At 61.6% G+C, this 18173-nt stretch carries 19 protein-coding genes; 11 read left to right on the forward strand and 8 right to left on the reverse strand.

The genetic code is table 11. From position 1 onward, the window contains the following. Positions 1–92: 92 nt before the first annotated feature. Positions 93–977, forward strand: coding sequence for an AraC family transcriptional regulator (locus tag NO934_RS01965; RefSeq protein WP_309161912.1), 885 nt, complete (start codon positions 93–95; stop codon positions 975–977). On the opposite strand, the gene NO934_RS01970 is transcribed toward NO934_RS01965, so the two are convergent. Continuing rightward, positions 974–1297 carry an antibiotic biosynthesis monooxygenase family protein gene (locus NO934_RS01970; protein ID WP_309161913.1) on the reverse strand — a complete coding sequence of 108 codons (324 nt, stop codon included), beginning with the start codon at positions 1295–1297 and terminating at the stop codon, positions 974–976. The genes NO934_RS01965 and NO934_RS01970 overlap by 4 nt on opposite strands. Before the next feature lie 203 nt (positions 1298–1500). Between NO934_RS01970 and NO934_RS01975 the strand changes: the two genes are divergently transcribed. Beyond that, entirely contained in the window at positions 1501–2547 is a 1047-nt protein-coding gene (locus NO934_RS01975; RefSeq protein ID WP_309161915.1) for an alpha/beta fold hydrolase, read from the forward strand. A 61-nt stretch (positions 2548–2608) separates the two neighbouring features. Here NO934_RS01975 and NO934_RS01980 read toward each other — a convergent pair whose 3' ends face one another. Continuing rightward, positions 2609–3700, reverse strand: coding sequence for a calcium:proton antiporter (locus NO934_RS01980; RefSeq protein ID WP_309163633.1), 1092 nt, complete (start codon positions 3698–3700; stop codon positions 2609–2611). A 33-nt stretch (positions 3701–3733) separates the two neighbouring features. Further along, on the reverse strand, positions 3734–4042 hold the full coding sequence (locus NO934_RS01985; RefSeq protein WP_309161917.1) for a hypothetical protein: 309 nt from the start codon (positions 4040–4042) through the stop codon (positions 3734–3736). A 99-nt stretch (positions 4043–4141) separates the two neighbouring features. Here NO934_RS01985 and NO934_RS01990 point away from each other — a divergent pair, with 99 nt between their 5' ends. Beyond that, positions 4142–4306 carry a hypothetical protein gene (locus tag NO934_RS01990; RefSeq protein WP_309161918.1) on the forward strand — a complete coding sequence of 55 codons (165 nt, stop codon included), beginning with the start codon at positions 4142–4144 and terminating at the stop codon, positions 4304–4306. Positions 4307–4373: 67 nt separating this feature from the next. Here the strand turns inward: NO934_RS01990 and NO934_RS01995 are convergent, their stop codons facing one another. Together NO934_RS01995 and NO934_RS02000 are read right to left on the reverse strand one after the other, a co-directional pair. After that, complete coding sequence (locus tag NO934_RS01995; protein ID WP_309161919.1) at positions 4374–4859, reverse strand: cytochrome c; 486 nt, start codon at positions 4857–4859, stop codon at positions 4374–4376. Positions 4860–4985: 126 nt separating this feature from the next. Then, on the reverse strand, positions 4986–6479 hold the full coding sequence (locus NO934_RS02000; protein ID WP_309161920.1) for an MDR family MFS transporter: 1494 nt from the start codon (positions 6477–6479) through the stop codon (positions 4986–4988). Positions 6480–6701: 222 nt separating this feature from the next. Here NO934_RS02000 and ggt point away from each other — a divergent pair, with 222 nt between their 5' ends. Then, positions 6702–8435: a gamma-glutamyltransferase gene (gene ggt / locus NO934_RS02005; RefSeq protein ID WP_309161921.1), complete on the forward strand. Its 1734-nt coding sequence runs from the start codon at positions 6702–6704 to the stop codon at positions 8433–8435. A gap of 3 nt (positions 8436–8438) precedes the next feature. Here the strand turns inward: ggt and NO934_RS02010 are convergent, their stop codons facing one another. From NO934_RS02010 to NO934_RS02020, 3 genes are all read right to left on the reverse strand, one after another. Continuing rightward, positions 8439–9227 (reverse strand): IclR family transcriptional regulator C-terminal domain-containing protein, encoded by a 789-nt coding sequence (locus NO934_RS02010; protein WP_309161923.1) that lies wholly within the window; start codon positions 9225–9227, stop codon positions 8439–8441. An 87-nt stretch (positions 9228–9314) separates the two neighbouring features. Beyond that, complete coding sequence (locus NO934_RS02015; RefSeq protein WP_309161924.1) at positions 9315–10607, reverse strand: saccharopine dehydrogenase family protein; 1293 nt, start codon at positions 10605–10607, stop codon at positions 9315–9317. 72 nt (positions 10608–10679) lie between these two features. Further along, positions 10680–11786, reverse strand: coding sequence for a carboxynorspermidine decarboxylase (locus NO934_RS02020; protein ID WP_309161926.1), 1107 nt, complete (start codon positions 11784–11786; stop codon positions 10680–10682). Positions 11787–11977: 191 nt separating this feature from the next. Between NO934_RS02020 and cobF the strand changes: the two genes are divergently transcribed. From cobF to cobM, 7 genes are read left to right on the forward strand one after another with little or no spacing between them, the layout of a single operon-like run. After that, complete coding sequence (cobF, locus tag NO934_RS02025; RefSeq protein WP_309161928.1) at positions 11978–12727, forward strand: precorrin-6A synthase (deacetylating); 750 nt, start codon at positions 11978–11980, stop codon at positions 12725–12727. A 43-nt stretch (positions 12728–12770) separates the two neighbouring features. Next, positions 12771–14042: a hypothetical protein gene (locus tag NO934_RS02030; protein ID WP_309161930.1), complete on the forward strand. Its 1272-nt coding sequence runs from the start codon at positions 12771–12773 to the stop codon at positions 14040–14042. Further along, entirely contained in the window at positions 14039–14671 is a 633-nt protein-coding gene (locus NO934_RS02035; protein WP_309161931.1) for a precorrin-8X methylmutase, read from the forward strand. Before NO934_RS02030 ends, NO934_RS02035 begins: the two co-directional genes overlap by 4 nt. After that, positions 14668–15393, forward strand: coding sequence for a precorrin-2 C(20)-methyltransferase (locus NO934_RS02040; RefSeq protein ID WP_309161932.1), 726 nt, complete (start codon positions 14668–14670; stop codon positions 15391–15393). The genes NO934_RS02035 and NO934_RS02040 overlap by 4 nt, the downstream gene beginning before the upstream one ends. Continuing rightward, on the forward strand, positions 15390–16154 hold the full coding sequence (locus NO934_RS02045) for a precorrin-3B C(17)-methyltransferase (protein ID WP_309161934.1): 765 nt from the start codon (positions 15390–15392) through the stop codon (positions 16152–16154). Before NO934_RS02040 ends, NO934_RS02045 begins: the two co-directional genes overlap by 4 nt. Further along, positions 16151–17362, forward strand: a complete 1212-nt coding sequence (gene cbiE, locus NO934_RS02050; protein WP_309161935.1) for a precorrin-6y C5,15-methyltransferase (decarboxylating) subunit CbiE — start codon at positions 16151–16153, stop codon at positions 17360–17362. The genes NO934_RS02045 and cbiE overlap by 4 nt, the downstream gene beginning before the upstream one ends. Next, positions 17359–18120: a precorrin-4 C(11)-methyltransferase gene (gene cobM, locus NO934_RS02055; protein WP_309161936.1), complete on the forward strand. Its 762-nt coding sequence runs from the start codon at positions 17359–17361 to the stop codon at positions 18118–18120. The genes cbiE and cobM overlap by 4 nt, the downstream gene beginning before the upstream one ends. Positions 18121–18173 lie beyond the last annotated feature (53 nt).

The following is an 18173-nucleotide window of genomic DNA, read 5'->3' on the forward strand; positions in this document are numbered from 1 at the left end:
TGGCCGCCCCGGGAAAATTCCGGGTCGGCCCCGCAGAGATTGCGCATCACCCGAACCCGGGTAGGCGCGATCCGGATGAACGGAGACGATCGATGCAGATGCACATGGCGCGGGTGACCGACCCCTGCACCTCCCTTACCGGCTCGCCGCCCGTAAACAGCGGCCGGCGCAGCATGGATATGGAAATCCGTCGGGAAGGACCGTTCGCCGCTTCGTTCGGCGCGGCTTCCGATCTTATCATCATCCGCCACATGGGCGGCGAAATGACCGCCGACGTCTATTACTCCGACCGGGTCTATACCCGCTCGCTGCCCGAAGGCGGCGTGCTGGTCGTTCCGCCCAACGCCGCTTTCAGGCTGCGCTGTGCCCATCGCGCCACCAATCTCTATGCCGCGCTCGCCCTGCCTCAGGGAACCGCCGTTGCACGCTCGCACGATCGTCGGCCCGATCTCAGCCGCCCCATGATGATCGCCTCGGATGCGGTGCTGGGCGGGCTGCTCGACATGGCCCAGGACGTTCTCGATCTTCCCATGGGCGCAGCCTCGGGATTGCTCGACAGCCTGGCGAGCGTCATCCTGTGTCATCTCGCGCGCAGCCACGCCGAAGCGCATGGTGAACAGCAGCGGCTCTTGTCCAACGCTGATCAGACCTCGAGCACCATGGTTACGCGGGCGGTGGAATACATGATCGGCAATCTGGACCGGTCGATCACCCTCAACGACGTTGGCAACCATGTGCGGTGCAGCGCCTCCCATTTGGGCCGACTGTTCAAAACGCACCTGAGGGCGTCACCCCACCGCTATCTCCTGGGCCTCCGCGTCGAACGGGCACAGCTCTTGCTCGCGGCGACCAGCCTGCCCATCGCCCATATCGCGCTTGAATGCGGTTTCGCCAGCCAGGAACATCTCACCCGCCATTTCCGGCGCCTCAGCGGCACAACGCCCGCTGCCTATCGGCGCGCGCAAACCCAGGCCTAGAAAATGAAACGCGGCGGCATGACGCGCGCGTCCATGCTGTCGCAGATTTGCTGCAGCTCCGCGATATGCCGCTCCCCCTCGGGATGGTCGCGGAATGCGTGAAAGCTCGCGCGGTCGCTCCACTGGGAATAATTGATCACCATCCCCCCATCTTCCGAGGCGTGGACGGCGCTCGACACGAATCCTGGCTGGTGACGCGTGAAGGTTCCGATCATCTTCTCCAGCCGCTTAAGGAAATCGTCCTGCCGGAGAGGATCGACCATCACGACCACGATGACGGTCAGCACTTGCCGTTTTGTATCGATGAACGTTTGAGGCATTGGCGGTTCCTTTTCAGAGGACTTGATCAACGTTCCCACTGTGATTTTCGTTCGCATCCTTCTCTCGATGTGCATTGACGATATGCGGGTCCATCCCGAGCGGCATTGTGCAGGAGGATGGGCGGATCGTGCAGGCAATAAAATCCCCGCTGCGATTGGATTTGCCCGGCGATTGCGATCGCCCATCCAAGGAGGAGAAACATATGATCCGCAAATTCACGGCCGCCCTGGCCGGCGCCCTGATGGCGACGACCGCCGCCGGCGCCATCGCTCAGGAGGCAACCTCGACCGGAGGGGAGGCCGGACCTATCCATTTGCGAGACATGGGAAATTTCTATGTCGGCGCCGAGTATTCCGAGCCTGATGCCGAAGGCAATGTGTTCGTCAAAAACCAGATGCACGTCGAGTTCTACCTGCCCGAGGAATCGCAGCACGAGCTGCCGCTCATCCTCGTTCACGGCGGTGGCGGGCAGGCTTCCGACTGGTATTTCACGCCCGATGGCCGTGACGGCTGGCGCGATTATTTCCTCAATGCCGGCTTCGATCTCTACATCGTCGATCGCCCCGGCTACGGCCGTTCCCCGGCATCCCCGGAATATGGCGAAGGCAATCTAACCGCCGTTCCCAGCGGGCTTATCGCGCGCCTCGCCGCTGCCAGCAACTGGCCCGAGGGCGAGGTAAGCGCGGAAAGCGAAAGCATCCTCAACTGGATCGTCGCTTCCTCAACCACGCCTTACGCAGGCAATGAAGTGGCCGCCCAAGGCATTGCCGAACTGCTTGAGCAAGTTGGCCCGGCCGTCCTGCTTCTACATTCGGCGGGCGGGGTCAGCGGCTTCTGGGCTGCCGACATGCAGCCGGATAACGTCGCTGGCATCATCGCGTTCGAGGCCAGCGGCTCGGATATGCTCAGCATCGCCGAAGGCCTCACCTTCGAACCCGCGCTGGCCGACGGCTTCGAGCCTGTGCAAAACGGCGATGGCTGTGACGTTCAGGCGGATGATTCCGTCAGCACCCTCACCAATTTCGCCGACATCCCAGTGGTCCTGATCGGGGCGCCGGAGAGCTTTTTGGCCGAACGCCTCCCCTGCCAACTTGCAGCCATGCAGCAAGCTGGGATCGATGCCACTCTCGTCGATTTCGGTGAACTCGGCGCTCCAGGCACCGGCCATTTCGCCATGGCCGAAACCAACAACGCCGATTCAGCCCAGGTCATGATCGATCTCGCCGCCGACATGGCTGACGGAGAATAACTGATCTTCATCAAGGCGATCTGATGCTCCGTGCATCAGATCGCCAATATCTTCAGGTGCTTTATCCGCCGGTGATCCCCAGGAACGAAAGTGCCAGGAACGTGGCGAACAGCACGAAATGGGTCATGCCCTCGATGGCATTGGTCTCCCCATCATTGAGGTTGATGGCCGCGACGATCAGGGTGATGAACACCATCATGGTCTGAACCGGCGTCATCGCCATGATGATCGGCTGGCCGGTAAAGAGCGCGATGCCCTCGATAACCGGCACTGTAAGGATCACCGTCGAAAGCGATGCGCCGAGCGCGATATTGATCACCACCTGCATGCGGTTGGCCAGCGCAGCACGCAGGGCGGTGAGGATTTCCGGCGCCGCCGACATCGTGGCGACCACCAGCGCGGCAAGGGCCAGCGGCGCTCCGACCGCTTCGAGCCCTCCGGTGAGAAATTGCGACATCACCTCGGCCAGAAAGCCGATGATGACGATCCCCAGCACCAGAAACGCCACCGAGGTGCCGAACGGCTGGTCGGCCAGGGCATGATCGCCCCGGCGCTTTTTCTCGGGATAGCTGTAGTTGAAGAAATAGCTGTGGGCACCGATCTGGTTGCGTAGGAACACCCAGTAGAGCGTAACCATCGCGCAGATCGTGAAAATCGAGTAGTAATGCCATTTATCCGCCGGCACGAATTCGGGGATCACCATCGAAATCCCCATCGCCGTCAAGATCATCACGCCATAGGTTTTGCCTGAATCGTCATTGTAGGGCTGTTCGCCGAACTTCCATCCGCCCAAAAGCGCCGCCAGCCCCAGAATGCCGTTGATGTCGAGCATCACCGCCGAAAAGATCGTATCGCGCGCCAGAGTCGGCGACGAACTCGATGTCATGAGGATGGTAAGGATGATCACCTCGACAAGGACGGCCGAGATCGTAAGGATCATCGAGCCATAGGGATCTCCCACCTTGGCGGCCAGCACCTCGGCGTGATGGGCCACCCGCACTGAGACCGCAATAATTGCGGCGATGAGAACAGCCGCACCGACAAGCGAACCGGTCGGTCCGCCCCCTAAGATCTGGTGTTCGAACGCAAAAGCCGCGATTCCGGCCAGAACCGCGGGAACGAGGATGATTTCCTGCCGCGCGCTGGCAAGCAGATTGTCGGCGGTGCTGGCCATAGCTCCTCGCCCTTACATCTGATCATTGTAGGGCGGCTTGGTTTCCCCCACACGCTTGGCCAGCCGGTGGAATGAGAGTCCGCGCCGGTCGGCGGCCTCGGCATTGGCGACCTGCAAGAGCCGCGCCGCAAAAGCTACGGCATCACGATTGGCCGGGCTCAAATCCTCGACCGAACGCTCGTCGTTGATCGCCCCCTGCTCGGCTCTTTTGAGTGCCTCGTCCACCTCCTCGCGGCTCAGCACTCCCTTGGAAACCAACGCCTCGGTGAGAGAGGCAATAACGAGATAAAGTCCTTCAAGTTGCAGATTGGCAGTATTCACGGCGCCCTCTCCTCCATCCTGGCCCAGGAACACGATTACTCGTTGAGGAACTCGCGTAAGCCGTTATCGTTCGTTTCTGGAAGCTTGAAAGGAAATTACATGACTCTGCTGCTCGTTTCCCTCGTCATCGCGTTGGGGATTTTTGTCGTTATGATCGCCGTGATCTTGAGCGCCGGCTACATCGAAGGCCTCCGCAATCCCGAGCACCAGGATCGCCCCTACCCAGCCACCGCGCCGAAGGACGTTGAGACGCCCCAGCACTGAGCCGCCGCGCTTGGAGCGAGTCGATTGATCGGCGTTTCGCTCCAATGCGCGACGGATTTTTTTGAGCTTATTCGGCCGGGCCGGCTTCGCGTGCGGCAGCGACGTCTTCCGGCGTCACGCCGCCGAATTCATTGCCCCAGCTATTGCGGATGAACGTCGCGACCGAAGCGATCTCGGTATCGTCGAACCGCTCGCCGAACGCCGGCATGGCACCGCGGCCATGAACGATGGTTTGAACGGCATACGCGACGTCCTGGATATTGGAATCGCCTACAAAAGCAGGCCCCACGCTGCCCTGCCCCTCGGGACCATGGCAGGCTTGGCATTGGACGTAAAGCGACTGTCCCTCGGCAAGCAATGTTTCATCGACCGGAGCGGGCTCGGCTGGTGCGGCTTCCGCGGGTTCGGTTTCCGCCACTTCCTGGCTGGCCGGCGCCTCACTGACCGCTGCGGTTTCTTCCGTCGCCCCACCCAGAGGCCAATCGGATGTGAAAAGATAGGTCGTGCCGAACACCAGAACGGTGATGCCGACAAGCGCGCCAACGTGCTTCAATGTACCTGCTCCCGCAGAAGTTTGCCAAAGTCGATAGCCCTCACGCAAACGCGAGGAGGCCGGTTCGGTTGCAGCTATACCAGATTTCCAAGCGCTGCCGATGCGACGATCAGCAGCGCCTTGGGATCAGTGTCCGAAGGCCGGCTCACCCACGGGCGGGCTGGGCGGACGACGGATGAAGAATGCAGCAACGATGGCAAAAAGCGAGATGATCGCGCCGCACAGGAAGGCGAGCTGAATGCCCTGTGAGGTGGCCGGAACCACCTCGACGCCGCTGTCGATGAGGTCGGTCGCACGAAGCGTCATCAGCGACACGAAGACTGCGATGCCCGCCGCCCCGGCCACCTGCTGCACTGTTCCGATCACAGCGCTGCCGTGGGAGTAGAGGTGGCGCGGCAACGAACCCAGGCTCGAGGTGAAGAGCGGCGTGAACATGAGAGCCAAGCCCACGCTGAGCGTCACATGCAGGGCCAGGATGAACATCACCGATGTCGACTGGTTAACCGTCGTCAGCGTCCAGAGCACCACGCTCACTAGGATCGTTCCCGGCACGATGAGGACCGTAGGCCCAAACCGGTCGAACAGCCGCCCGACGAACGGGGCCATCAAACCCATCACGAGACCACCTGGCAGAAGCAAAAGTCCTGTCTGGGAGGCGTCGAGTCCAAGCACGTTCTGCATATAGATGGGCAAAAGGATCAGCGAACCAAACATCGCCATCATCGAGATCGCCATCATCACCACGCTGACGGTAAAAACCGGAGTGGCGAAGGTGCGCAAGTCGAGAAGTGCCGCATCACGCTTTTGCAGCGAGAACTGGCGGGCAACGAATAGCCCCAGACCGACGATTCCCACAAGAACGGGCAGCCAGGCCGGGAATATCGACGGCCCAGCCCCGTGCGACGCATCGCCACCCAGGCTGGAGAGACCATAGACCAGCCCGCCAAAGCCCAGGGCCGACAAAATGACCGAGAGCACGTCGAGCGGCGCCTTGGTCGGCGTCGAAACGTTCTGGATCTTGGCAGCGCCGAGCGCCAGCGAAGCGACGGCGATCGGAAGCACCAGATAGAACATCCACCGCCATTCGAGATGCTCGAGAATGAACCCGCCAATGGTGGGACCGAGGGCCGGCGCTACCGAGATGACGATGGAGATGTTGCCCATGGTGCGCCCGCGCGATTCCGGCGCAACGAGATTCATCACCGTGGTCATGAGCAACGGCATCATGATTGCGGTGCCGCAGGCCTGCACGATGCGGCCGACCAGCAGCACCTCGAAGCCCGGTGCAATACCGGAATGCAAGGTGCCCGCGCTGAAAAGGGTCATAGCGAGGATGAAGACGGGTCGAGTGTTGAGCCGCTGCAGCAGATAGCCGGTGATCGGGATAACAACGGCCATGGTCAGCATGAACGCCGAAGTGAGCCATTGCGCGGCACTGGCCGTGACGCCGAGATCTTCCATCAGGTGCGGAATGGCCACGCTCATGATGGTCTCGTTGAGAATCACGACGAAGGCCGAAACCAGCAGAAGCGCGATGACCAGCCTGTTACGGGCCGAGGTTTCGCTGTCGCTCAATGGCGTCGAGGGCGCAGTCGCGCCGTTCACATCGGTCGGTGACATGGTGATAACTCTTCAAAAAATTGGCGCGACGGCCGAGACGGCCGCGAATAGGGCCGTGTTGAATCTGCCTCTTAACGCCTAAAGTCAAGATGGAGGTGGTCATGGCATGCATGCCACCGGCGCATGACAGAGCAATAAAGGCTTGCACAGCAAGCTCGATAAGCCTTCACTTATCGAGCTGGTATGCACCGGCGCAATGAGAACGATCAAAGGATGAGGAACATGCAATTGGCACGCAGCGGCGGGCTGTTGATCTCGGCCGCACTCCTGGCTTCTACGGCAGCTCTCGCACAAGATCCACCACCCCAACCCGAGCAGACCACCGCCATCGCCGAGCGCGAGTCGGTGACCACCGACGACTTCATGGTCGCCGCGGCACATCCGCTGGCCACTCAGGCCGGCTATGACGTCCTGGCCGCCGGCGGCACTGCGGCGGACGCCGCGGTCGCGGTACAGACCATGCTGGGCCTGGTCGAACCGCAAAGCTCAGGCCTGGGCGGCGGAGCGTTCCTGCTCTATTGGGACGCCGAAACTGGCGAGCTCACCACCTATGACGCGCGTGAAAAGGCGCCGCTCGCCGCCGATGAAACCTATTGGCTCGACGAGAACGGCGAACCGCTCGAGTTCATGCAAGCCGTGGTGGGCGGCCGCTCGGCTGGCGTGCCGGGAACGCCGATGCTGCTCGAAGTGCTCCATGGCGATCATGGGACCATGGAATGGGCCGAACTGCTCCAGCCTGCCATTGATACCGCTGAAGAGGGCTTCACGGTCACCCAGCGCCTCGCAGATTCAGTGGCGGACGCGGAAGGTCTCGATACCTTCGTGCAAACCGCGGAATACTTCCTTCCGGGCGGCGAGCCGATTGCCGAGGGCTCCACACTGTCAAATCCCGAATACGCCGAAACGCTGCAGCTCTTTGCCGAGCAGGGCGCTGCGCCCTTTTACACCGGCGAGATTGCCGAAGATATCGTTGCGGCGCTCAACACCAATATCAATCCAGGCATCCTCACTATGGAGGATTTTGCAGCCTATGAGGTGGTCAAGCGCGATCCGGTGTGCATGGACTATCGCGGTTATGAAGTCTGCGGCATGGGGCCGCCGTCTTCAGGCGCCTACACTGTCGGCCAAATCCTGGGCCTACTCGAACCTTTCGATCTCGCCTCGATGGAAGACGGCGTCGAGTTCCGGCACCTGTTCGCCGAGGCGTCGCGTCTCGCCTTTGCCGATCGCGGCATGTATTTGGCTGATAGCGATTTCGTCGATATCCCTACCGGTTATCTCGATGACGCCTATCTCCAGGAGCGCTCGGCGCTGATCGATCCCGAAACCTCGATGGGAACAGCCGCTGCCGGCACTCCTCCGGGCTGGGACGAGGCGCTATTGGCTCCAGACATCGAGCGACCTCGCGCCGGCACGTCGCACTTCGTTATCATCGATAGTGCGGGCAATGCGATTTCCGCGACCACCACCATCGAAAGCGGCTTCGGCAGCCGGGTGATGGCGCGCGGGTTCCTGCTCAACAATGAACTCACCGACTTCTCCTTCGCTCCGGAAGCCGATGGCATGCCGGTGGCCAACCGGGTCGAGCCTGGGAAGCGCCCGCGCTCGTCCATGGCGCCTACAATCGTGTTCGAGAACGACGAGCCGGTGCTGCTGACCGGTAGCCCCGGCGGGGCGGCGATTATCCACTATACGGCGCTATCGTTGATCTCCATCCTCGATTGGGACATGGATCCGCAGCAAGCCATCGACCTGCCGCATGTGACCAATCTCAACGGCCGCACCAATATCGAGGAAGGCGAAGGCGCCGAAGATCTCGCCTCTGGCCTCGAAGCCCTTGGCCATGAGGTCAACATCACCAACCTCAATTCCGGCCTTCACGTCATCGAAATCACCGATGACGGACTGGTCGGCGCCGCCGACAAGCGCCGTGAAGGCGCCGTGATGGGCGAATAAGGGCTAGCGCTCGGGGGCTCTGCCCCCGAGCGACATCGTCAGCTCACGAGCTGCCTCGGCGATGAGTTTTCCCAACGCCTCCACCCGATCGTCGGTCACACGAACCGACAAACCCGATATGGAGATCGCGCAAAGCGGTTCGGCCTGGGCGCCATAGACGACCGATGCGACGCAGCGCAGCCCTGTGACGAACTCCTCGTCGTCGAAGGCGAACCCTTTTTCACGGATAGCGGCGATCTCGTCCCTGAGTATGGCAGTGCTGGTGATCGATTTTCCGGTCGCCTTCCGCAACCCCTGTCGGTTGATGAGCGCGTCGATATCCGCGTCGGCGTAAGATGCGAGGATCGCCTTGCCCATGCCAGAATTGACCATCGGCGCCCTACCCCCTACGCGGGTGATGGCGCGCATGATCTCGCGGCTTTCCACCTGCGTAAGCACAACAACCTCGCCGTCATCGACGACCCCCAGATTGGCGGTTTCGCGTGTCTGATTGCGCAGGCGGCGCAGGATGGGCAAGGCCGGGGCGACGAAATTGCGCTGGCGTGTGAAGGCCGAGCCCACCGCGAATGCGCCGCGTCCCACATGCCACATGCCATCGGTGCGATCGAACTGAACGAAGCGGCGTTGCTCGAGCGTCGTGAGCAGGCGATGGACCGTCGACACCGAAAGTCCGGTGCGCCGGGCGATGTCGGTCAGCCTACAGCCCTCTTCGTCGTCCCCGAGCACTTCGAGGATAGCCATCGCCCGATCCACGGCTTGAACCGTGCCAGAGCGTTTCTCGATGTCGTCCATCGTCATCTCCCTTGCTTCCCCATAGCGCAAAACAAACCGCCCGCGCCATCTCTGGCGCGGGCGGCACGATATTAGTGGCAGAGATCGTCAGCGCTTGCTGGCAACCCGGCCCGTTGCGGCGGGAAGCGGAGCCGTCCAATCCTCGAACGAGAGGTCGCGTTCGCCATTCTCGTCGCGGATCGAGGTCTGCAGGCCCATCTTGTTGAGCAGGCCGAGGAAGGGCTGCGGGGGCAGTTCTTCCACATTGACCATCTTGTGCACATCCCAGACACCTTTGGCGACCAGGATCGCCGCGGCCACCGGCGGCACGCCGGCAGTATAGGAAATGCCCTGGCTGCCCACTTCGGCATAGGCTTCTTCGTGATCGGCGACGTTGTAGATGAAGACCTCACGGTCTTCCCCGTCCTTCTTGCCCTTGACCAGATCACCGATGCAGGTCTTGCCGGTGTAGTTGGGCGCGAGCGAAGAGGGATCGGGCAGCACGGCCTTCACCACCTTGAGCGGCACGACTTCGAGGCCTTCGGCAGTCTTGATCGGCTGCTCGGAGAGCAGGCCGAGATTTTTCAAGACCGTAAAGACGTTGATGTAGTGCTCGCCGAACCCCATCCAGAAGCGGATGTCGGGCACATCGAGATTGCGCGAGAGCGAGTGCAACTCGTCATGACCGGAGAGGTACGAGGTGTACTCACCCACGACCGGAAGGTCGTCCGTGCGCGAAACCTCGAACATCTTATTGGTCTGCCACTGGCTGTTCTGCCAGGAATAGACCACGCCGGTGAATTCGCGGAAGTTGATCTCCGGGTCGAAATTGGTCGCGAAATAGCGGCCGTGCGATCCGGCATTGATGTCGATGATATCGATCGAGTCGACCGTATCGAAGTACTCTTCCACGGCTAGCGCCGCATAGGCATTGACCACGCCGGGATCGAACCCGGCGCCCAGAATGGCGGTCACACCGGCCTTCTCGCACCGCTCACGACGCTTCCATTCGTAATTGCCGTACCAAGGCGGCGTCTCACAAATCTTGTTGGGCTCTTCGTGGATGGCGGTGTCGATGTAAGCCACGCCCATCGCAATGCAGGCCTCGAGGACCGACATATTGATGAAAGCTGAACCGACGTTGATGACAATCTGAGACCGCGTCTTCGCGATCAGGGCCTTGGTCGCTTCGATATCGAGGGCATCAAGCTGATGGGCCTCGATAATGCCGGGTTTTTTGAGCGACTTCTTCTCGAGAAGACTCGAGACGATATCCTGGCACTTGGCTAGGGTGCGCGAAGCGATATGGATATCGCCGAGCACATCGTTAGCCATTGCACACTTATGGGCGACGACCTGCGCCACACCTCCGGCACCAATGATCAGTACGTTCTTTTTCAATTTTCACGTAACACCTTTTCAGAGGTTGAACCAATCTACGCACCCTGTCGAATTCGGGATCTCACCCCAAGCTTACGACAGGCTCTGCGCGTAGTCCTCAAACGTGAACTCGCGAACGAGTTCCACCTGCCCGTCCAGGTGACGTACCGCGATAGACGGCATCTGGACCCCGTTGAACCAGTTCTTCTTGACCATTGTGTAGCCGCCGGCATCGAGGAAGGAGATACGGTCCCCGGCCTTGAGCTCAGTCTCGAACTGGAACTCTCCAAAAATGTCTCCGGCAAGACAGGTTTTCCCGCAGACAATATACGTGTGCGGCCCGGTATTGGGGGCCACGCTGGTATATTCGCTATATGTCAGCAGATCGAGCATATGCGCCTCGGTCGAGCTGTCAACGATAGCCACATGCTTGCCGTTATAGACGACGTCGAGCACCGTCACTTCAAGCGTCGTGGACTTGGTGACCGAGGCCTCGCCGGGCTCCAGGTAGAGCTGGATCCCGTAGCGCTCGCTCATTTCCTTCAAGCGCTGCGCAAGCTTTTCGATCGGGTAATTATCACTTGTGAAGCGGATTCCGCCGCCCAGGCTAACCCATTCCAGTTTATGGAGAACGTCGACATAACGTGCCTCGATCTTGCTCAGCAGCGCATCGAGGCTTTCGTATTCATCGTTCTCGCAATTGAAGTGGAACATCACGCCCGAGATGCGATCAAGCACCGGTTCCACCCGCTCCATGTCCCATTCCCCGAGGCGCGAAAAGGGGCGCGCCGGATCGGCGAGGAGAAAGTGGGAATGCGAAATCCCCGGATTTAGGCGCAGACCGATCTTCTTGCCCTGAGCCTCGGCCTTATCGCCGTAGCGCTCGAGCTGGTTGACCGAGTTGAAGATGATCTTGTCGCAGTTTTCGATCGCTGCATCGATCTCGTGATCGGCCCAGGCCACCGAATAGGCATGGGTCTCGCCGCCGAATTTCTCGCGGCCGAGCTTCACTTCATAAAGCGAAGACGAGGTCGTGCCATCCATGTGCTCCGCCATGATGTCGAAGACCGACCAGGTGGCGAAAGCCTTGAGCGCAAGAACGCATTTGACGCCCGATGCCTGACGCAAATACGATATTTTTTCCAGGTTGCGGAGAAGTACCGACTTGTCGAGCAGATAATAGGGTGTCTGTAGCGTCAATTCTTGCGTTCGAACCTCCTTGGTCCCCGAGACTGGGGGCGAGAGCAATGCGTTTGGCGTTGCCGCCATAAAAAAATCCGCGCCGGATGAAACGCGGAAGACACCCCATCTAACGATTGGGGGTGTCACACACAAGACCCCGCTTGGAAAATTTTCGTGACGATGCGAAAAGCCTTTGCTCTAAGGGCGGCATGAAAAAGCTTTTCGTCATCGGCATCGGCACCGGCAACCCCCAGCACATAACCATGCAGGGGATTTCCGCGCTCAACCAGACCGATATGGTGTTCATTCCCACCAAGGGCGAGGAAAAGGCCCGGCTCGCGGACATCCGGACGCAGATTTGCGACCGCTACATCTCGCGAGCCTATGAGCTGGTGGAATATCCCATTTCGCCGCGCAACGAGGCAACCGCAGACTACACGCAGCGCGTGCTCGATTGGCACGATCTGATTGCCGAGAGCTACGCACAGATGTTTGCCAAAGCCGCTGCGGATGCGAACGGAGCGCTGCTGGTTTGGGGCGATCCCGGGCTTTACGACAGCACCCTGCGCATTCTCGCGGCGGTTCGGGAGAAGGCCGACCTCGATTTCGAGATCAGGGTCATTCCCGGTATCACCGCAGTTCAGGCACTGACCGCGGCGTTCGGCATTCCGCTCAACACGATCGGCAATCCCGTGACGATCACCACTGGACGGCAACTGGCGCGCGGATGGCCGGAGGGTGCCGACAGTGTGGTGGTGATGCTCGACGGGCGGAAAAGTTATGAGAGCCTCGATGCGGACCTCCACATATATTGGGCGGCCTATGTGGGAATGGAGGAGGAACTTCTCATCCAAGGCCGGTTGGCCGATGTGAGGGATGAGATTTCAAAGTTGCGGGATTCAGCGCGGGCCCGGCATGGGTGGATCATGGATATATATCTTCTTCGCAAGGCCCGTTAGGTAATCGCTATCTCGCGGTGGCGGCGCTTGCTAAGAGACTGCCATGACAAACACCGAACCACCCCCTGCCCCGCGCGGCGCGTGCCCCACGCTCGACAACCCAATGCACGTTGCGGACGGCCTTTTGGCACGCTTTCGGCCGGAAGCGGGGCTGACACCGGATCAAGTGGCGGCGCTCGCGCAAGCGGCCAAGACCTATGGCAATGGCCTGATCGAAGTTACCGCCAGAGGCAATCTCCAGTTTCGAGGCCTCTCCGACACCTCGACCGACGCTTTCCGGAGGGCCTTGAACCAGGCCGGTATCGTGGCCCAGCCAGCTCCCGCCATCGAAACGTCTCCCATAGCGGGGAACGATCCCAAGGAAGTCGCCGACCCGAGATCGTTGGCACGAAAACTCCGAGCCGTATGCGATGCCGCACTTGCCAAAGGCCCCCTCTCGCCCAAGCTGTCGATCGTTCTCGCCAGCGGCGGGCAGGTGTTGCTCGACGGTCTCAAGGCGGACATCCGATTGGTTGCGCGCAGCTATGGATGGGCGCTGGATGTCGGTAGCACCTCGCTCGGTATCCTGGGCGAAGATGGCGTGCCCGGCGCGGTTGAGGCGATCCTTGAGGCGCTGCAGGAAATGGGGCCGAAGGCGCGAGGAGAACACCTCGATCGTGCGGCCATGGCCGGCACTCTCAACGAGCTCCGTCCACTGACTGAGCCGGGCGCTCGCGCGCTGGGCATGACGATCGGCCCTCTCAGCCTGGCCGCCGGCGCGCCGGGATTGCGGATCGGGCTGCCGTTCGGGCAGGTGCGGGCCGAGCAGGTCGAAGAGCTCGCGCGCACGATGCAATTGTACGGGGTTTCCGAACTGCATCCGGCCCCCGAGAGAACCTTCGTGCTTCTTGGGTTTTCGGCCCGCGCGCTGCGCGATCTTGCCCCCGCGCTGGCTGCGTTCGGCTATCTGACCCGCCCGGACGTGGGGATGGCGCAGCTCTCCCTTTGCTCGGGGGCGGAGCGTGCGGAAGGGGGAATTATTCAGGCGGCCGAGGTGGCCAAGGCGCTCTATGCTACCGGAACGGATGTAGTGGATGGCTCTTTTCACCTTCACGTTTCCACCTGCGCCAAGGGATGTCCGCATGCGGGGCGGCCGGGTCTCGTTCTGGATGAGGGTGAACTGAGGCTTTATCGCGCAGAGGGTGCCAAACCGCTTGCAACGCTCGACGCCGCCGCTATTGAAGCCGGCGTCGTTTCCTTGGCCGAGCGAATCCGTGATAATCGCCGATCCGGCGAGACGACGCTCATGGTTCTCGACCGGCTGGGGCATCAATGACCGAATACGACTATATCCGCGACGGGCAGGAGATCTACCGCCAGTCCTTCGCCACCATCCGGGCCGAGGCCGATCTTTCGCGCTTTTCAGCCGAGGAAGCCGAAATTGCGGTCAGGATGATTCATGCCTGCGGGATGGTTGAAGCGGCAGAATTCTTCCGGTTTTCCGACGGTTTCGTCGACGCGACGCGCAAGGCCATCCAGCGTGGCATGCCGATCTTCACCGATGCGGAAATGGTGGCGCGCGGGGTGACCCGCTCGCGGCTGCCGGCCAACAACGAGGTGATCTGCGAGATCAACAATCCCGAGACGCCTTATCTGGCGCAGGACTATGGCAATACCCGCTCGGCTGCCGCCATCCATATCTGGCTGCCGCGATTGGAAGGCTCCGTGGTGGCGATCGGCAATGCGCCTACAGCATTGTTTCATCTGCTCGAATTGTTGCGCGACGGCGCGCCCAAGCCTGCGGCCATCATTGGGATGCCGGTGGGTTTTGTCGGCGCAGCTGAGTCAAAACAGGCGCTTAGCGAGAATTCCTATGGCGTTCCCTTCGCCATTGTCGAGGGCCGATTGGGGGGCAGCGCCATGACGGCGGCGGCGCTCAATGCGCTGGCGAGGCCGGGGATATGAGCGGGCGCCTGATCGGGGTCGGGACCGGCCCCGGCGACCCGGAGCTTTTGACGCTAAAAGCCCTAAGAGCCATCGAAACCGCCGATGTGATCGCGCATTTTCTCAAGCGCGGGCGCAATGGCAATGCGCGTTCGATCGTGGCAGCTCATTGGCCTGACAAGGCGATCGAGCTGCCTCTGCCCTATCCCGTCACTACCGAAATGGATCGGCGGGAGGATGGCTACAAAGCTCAGATCGGCGCGTTTTTCGATGAATCGGCAAAAAACATCGCCGAACATCTCGATCAGGGACGGACCGTTGCCGTGCTTTCGGAAGGCGATCCGTTTTTTTATGGTTCCTATATGCACATTCACGTGCGACTGGCGCCACATTACCCCACCGAGGTCATTGCGGGGATAACTTCGTTGTCCGGCTGCTGGTCGCAGGCGGGGGTGCCGCTGATGCAGGGGGACGATGTTTTCACCGTTTTGCCCGGAACGCTTGAGCTTTCGGACTTGGCGCGGCGCCTTGGGGAAACCGACAGCGCAGTGATCATGAAGGTCGGGCGCAATCTGCCCAAGATACGCCAAGCGCTTGAGGCGGCGGGAAAAATCGACCGCGCAATCTATGTCGAGCGCGGGACGATGGCGGATTCCGTGGTGACACCGCTTGCCGAGCGCGACGACTCCCCTGCCCCATATTTTTCGCAGGTTCTGGTTCCGGGCTGGAAGGATCGGCCATGACGGGCACGCTTTATGTGGTCGGGCTAGGGCCCGGAAATCAAAAACAAATTACGCCCGAGGCCATGGAAGCTATCTCGGCTGCCAGCCACTTTTTCGGGTACAAACCCTATGTGGATCGGCTTGATTTGCGGGCCGATCAGATTGCGGTTCCTTCGGACAATCGCGAGGAAATCGACAGGGCGAAAGCGGCGCTGGAGATGGCGGCGGAGGGGCAAACCGTGGCCGTGGTTTCCGGGGGCGATCCGGGAATTTTCGCAATGGCATCAGCGGTTTGCGAGGCGATCGATCATGGGCCGGAGCATTGGAAAACGGTCGATCTTCGGGTGGTGCCGGGGGTGACGGCGATGCTGGCGCTGGCGGCGAAGGTGGGGGCGCCGCTGGGGGCGGATTTTTGCACGATTTCGCTGTCGGACAACCTAAAGCCTTGGGATCTAATAGAAAAACGGCTGCGGCTGGCGGCGGAGGCGGAATTTGCGATTGCGATCTACAATCCGATCTCCAAGGCGCGACCGTGGCAATTGGGTAAGGCTTTCAATATCTTACGGGAAATTCTCCCCGCCGGGGTTCCGGTGATCTTCGGCCGTGCGGTGGGGCGGGAGGACGAGGAGATCGTCATCACGAACCTGGAAAAAGCCGTCCCGGAACAGGCGAATATGGCCTCAACCATCATAGTGGGCTCACGGCATGTTCGTGGTGTTGAACGCCCGGATAGGCGGAATTTAATGTATGCGTTGAGACGGGTGCCTGAAAGTTCGACATGACTGAACGCTGGCTGACGATTGTAGGCATCGGAGAGGACGGTCTGGACGGACTGACCGACCTCACCAAATCGCTGATCGCCGATGCCGAGGTGGTGTTCGGCGGCGCGCGGCACCTCGCTCTGGTGCGCCGGCTCAACCTTGCCGAGCAACGGCGTTGGCAATCCCCCATCGAAACGTCGGTGGAAGAGGTGGCGCGGCTGCGAGGGCGCAAGCGGGTGTGCGTTTTGGCCAGCGGCGACCCGTTCCATTTCGGGATCGGCGCGACGCTGGCGCGGCGTATTCCAGCGCGCGAGATGCAGGTGGTCACCTCCCCCTCCTCGTTCTCGCTTGCGGCGGCACGGATGGGGTGGGCGCTACAGGACGTGACGGTGCTCTCGCTGCACGGGCGGCCAATCGAGCTGATCCGGCCGCATCTGCATCATGGACGCAAGGTCCTGGCGCTGACTTCGGATGAAAAGGGGCCGGGAGAGGTTGCCGCCTTGCTCGTGGAGGCCGGATTCGGGGCGAGCGCGTTCACGGTGCTCGAGGCGCTGGGCGGTCCCAACGAGCGCCTGAAAACGGTCGTGGCAAGTGGGTTCGACATGACCGGCATCGATCCGCTCAATATCGTGGCGATCGATGTCGTTGCAGGGGCCGACGCCAGGGTGTTGCCCATGACGCCGGGCGTGCCCGATGAATGGTTCGACCATGACGGGCAGATCACCAAGCGCGAAATCCGCGCGCTGACGCTGTCGGCGCTGGCGCCGCGACGGGGCGAGCTGCTGTGGGACATCGGGGCCGGCTCGGGGTCCGTGGGCATCGAATGGATGCTGGCCGATCCTTCGCTCTCGGCCATCGCCGTCGAGGTGGACGGGACCCGGCTTAAGAGAATTGCGGGCAATGCCGCCGCGCTCGGCGTGCCGGGACTGGTCCTCAAGCAAGGCAAGGCGCCGCAGGTGCTGGAAAAGCTTCCCCCACCCGATGCGATCTTCGTGGGCGGTGGCGGCACCGATGACGGGGTGATCGACGCGGCGATGGAAGCGCTCAAGCCGGGCGGACGGCTGGTGGTCAATGCGGTGACGCTGGAGATGGAAGCCTTGCTGGCGCTTCTGTATGGGCAGGCGGGCGGCTCGCTGACCCGCATTCAGATCGCCCGCGCCGAGGCCCTGGGATCGATGAGCGGCTGGCGGCCGGCCATGCCGATCACCCAATGGGTGTGGCACAAATGACCGTCCACTTCATCGGCGCCGGACCGGGGGCGGCCGACCTCATCACCGTGCGCGGGCGAGACCTTCTGGCGCGTTGTCCCGTATGCCTTTATGCCGGTTCGATCGTTCCGCCCGAGTTGCTTAACTGGTGCCCCGAAGGTGCGCGCCTTGTGGATACCGCGCCATTGTCCCTCGATGAGATCGAGGCGGAATACGTCGCGGCGCATGCGGCGGGGCTGGACGTTGCTCGGCTGCATTCGGGCGATCTTTCGGTCTGGAGCGCGGTTGCCGAGCAGATCAGGCGGCTGGAAAAGCATTCAATACCCTATTCGCTGACACCGGGCGTGCCGGCTTTCGCGGCGGCCGCCGCAGCGCTTGGGCAGGAACTGACCAAACCGGGGCTGGCCCAAAGCCTCGTTCTCACCCGCGTATCGGGCCGCGCCTCGCCGATGCCTGAACGCGAGACGCTGGGCAATTTCGGCGCGAGCGGCGCCACCCTGGCGATCCATCTGGCCATTCACGCGCTCGAGGACATCGTCGCCGAGCTGACCCCGCTCTATGGCGCCGACTGCCCCGTGGCCATCGTCGCATGGGCAAGTTGGGAACAGGAGCGGATCGTGCGCGGAACGCTCGGTGACATCGCGGCCAAGATCGCGGCAGACCCGATCGAGCGTACGGCAATCATTTTCGTGGGGCCTACGCTGGCGGCGGAAGGATTTTCCGATAGCGCGCTCTATGACGCCGCCTATCAGCGGCGGTTCAGGGGCCGGGACGGGTAAAGCAACCAGGTGCTGCGGGCGGCGCAGCACTGGGTGGCCCGGACAAGCTGAGT

The sequence above is a fragment of the Pelagibacterium sp. H642 genome (assembly GCF_031202855.1).
Taxonomy (GTDB): domain Bacteria; phylum Pseudomonadota; class Alphaproteobacteria; order Rhizobiales; family Devosiaceae; genus Pelagibacterium.

Bases quoted from the DNA above. Each gene is read 5' to 3' on its own strand.
- NO934_RS01965 (WP_309161912.1), top strand. From the start codon at position 93: ATGCAGATGCACATGGCGCGGGTGACCGACCCCTGCACCTCCCTTACC.
- NO934_RS01970 (WP_309161913.1), bottom strand. From the start codon at position 1,297: ATGCCTCAAACGTTCATCGATACAAAACGGCAAGTGCTGACCGTCATC.
- NO934_RS01975 (WP_309161915.1), top strand. From the start codon at position 1,501: ATGATCCGCAAATTCACGGCCGCCCTGGCCGGCGCCCTGATGGCGACG.
- NO934_RS01990 (WP_309161918.1), top strand. From the start codon at position 4,142: ATGACTCTGCTGCTCGTTTCCCTCGTCATCGCGTTGGGGATTTTTGTC.
- NO934_RS02000 (WP_309161920.1), bottom strand. From the start codon at position 6,479: ATGTCACCGACCGATGTGAACGGCGCGACTGCGCCCTCGACGCCATTG.
- ggt (WP_309161921.1), top strand. From the start codon at position 6,702: ATGCAATTGGCACGCAGCGGCGGGCTGTTGATCTCGGCCGCACTCCTG.
- NO934_RS02010 (WP_309161923.1), bottom strand. From the start codon at position 9,227: ATGGACGACATCGAGAAACGCTCTGGCACGGTTCAAGCCGTGGATCGG.
- cobF (WP_309161928.1), top strand. From the start codon at position 11,978: ATGAAAAAGCTTTTCGTCATCGGCATCGGCACCGGCAACCCCCAGCAC.
- NO934_RS02030 (WP_309161930.1), top strand. From the start codon at position 12,771: ATGACAAACACCGAACCACCCCCTGCCCCGCGCGGCGCGTGCCCCACG.
- NO934_RS02035 (WP_309161931.1), top strand. From the start codon at position 14,039: ATGACCGAATACGACTATATCCGCGACGGGCAGGAGATCTACCGCCAG.
- NO934_RS02040 (WP_309161932.1), top strand. From the start codon at position 14,668: ATGAGCGGGCGCCTGATCGGGGTCGGGACCGGCCCCGGCGACCCGGAG.
- NO934_RS02045 (WP_309161934.1), top strand. From the start codon at position 15,390: ATGACGGGCACGCTTTATGTGGTCGGGCTAGGGCCCGGAAATCAAAAA.
- cbiE (WP_309161935.1), top strand. From the start codon at position 16,151: ATGACTGAACGCTGGCTGACGATTGTAGGCATCGGAGAGGACGGTCTG.
- cobM (WP_309161936.1), top strand. From the start codon at position 17,359: ATGACCGTCCACTTCATCGGCGCCGGACCGGGGGCGGCCGACCTCATC.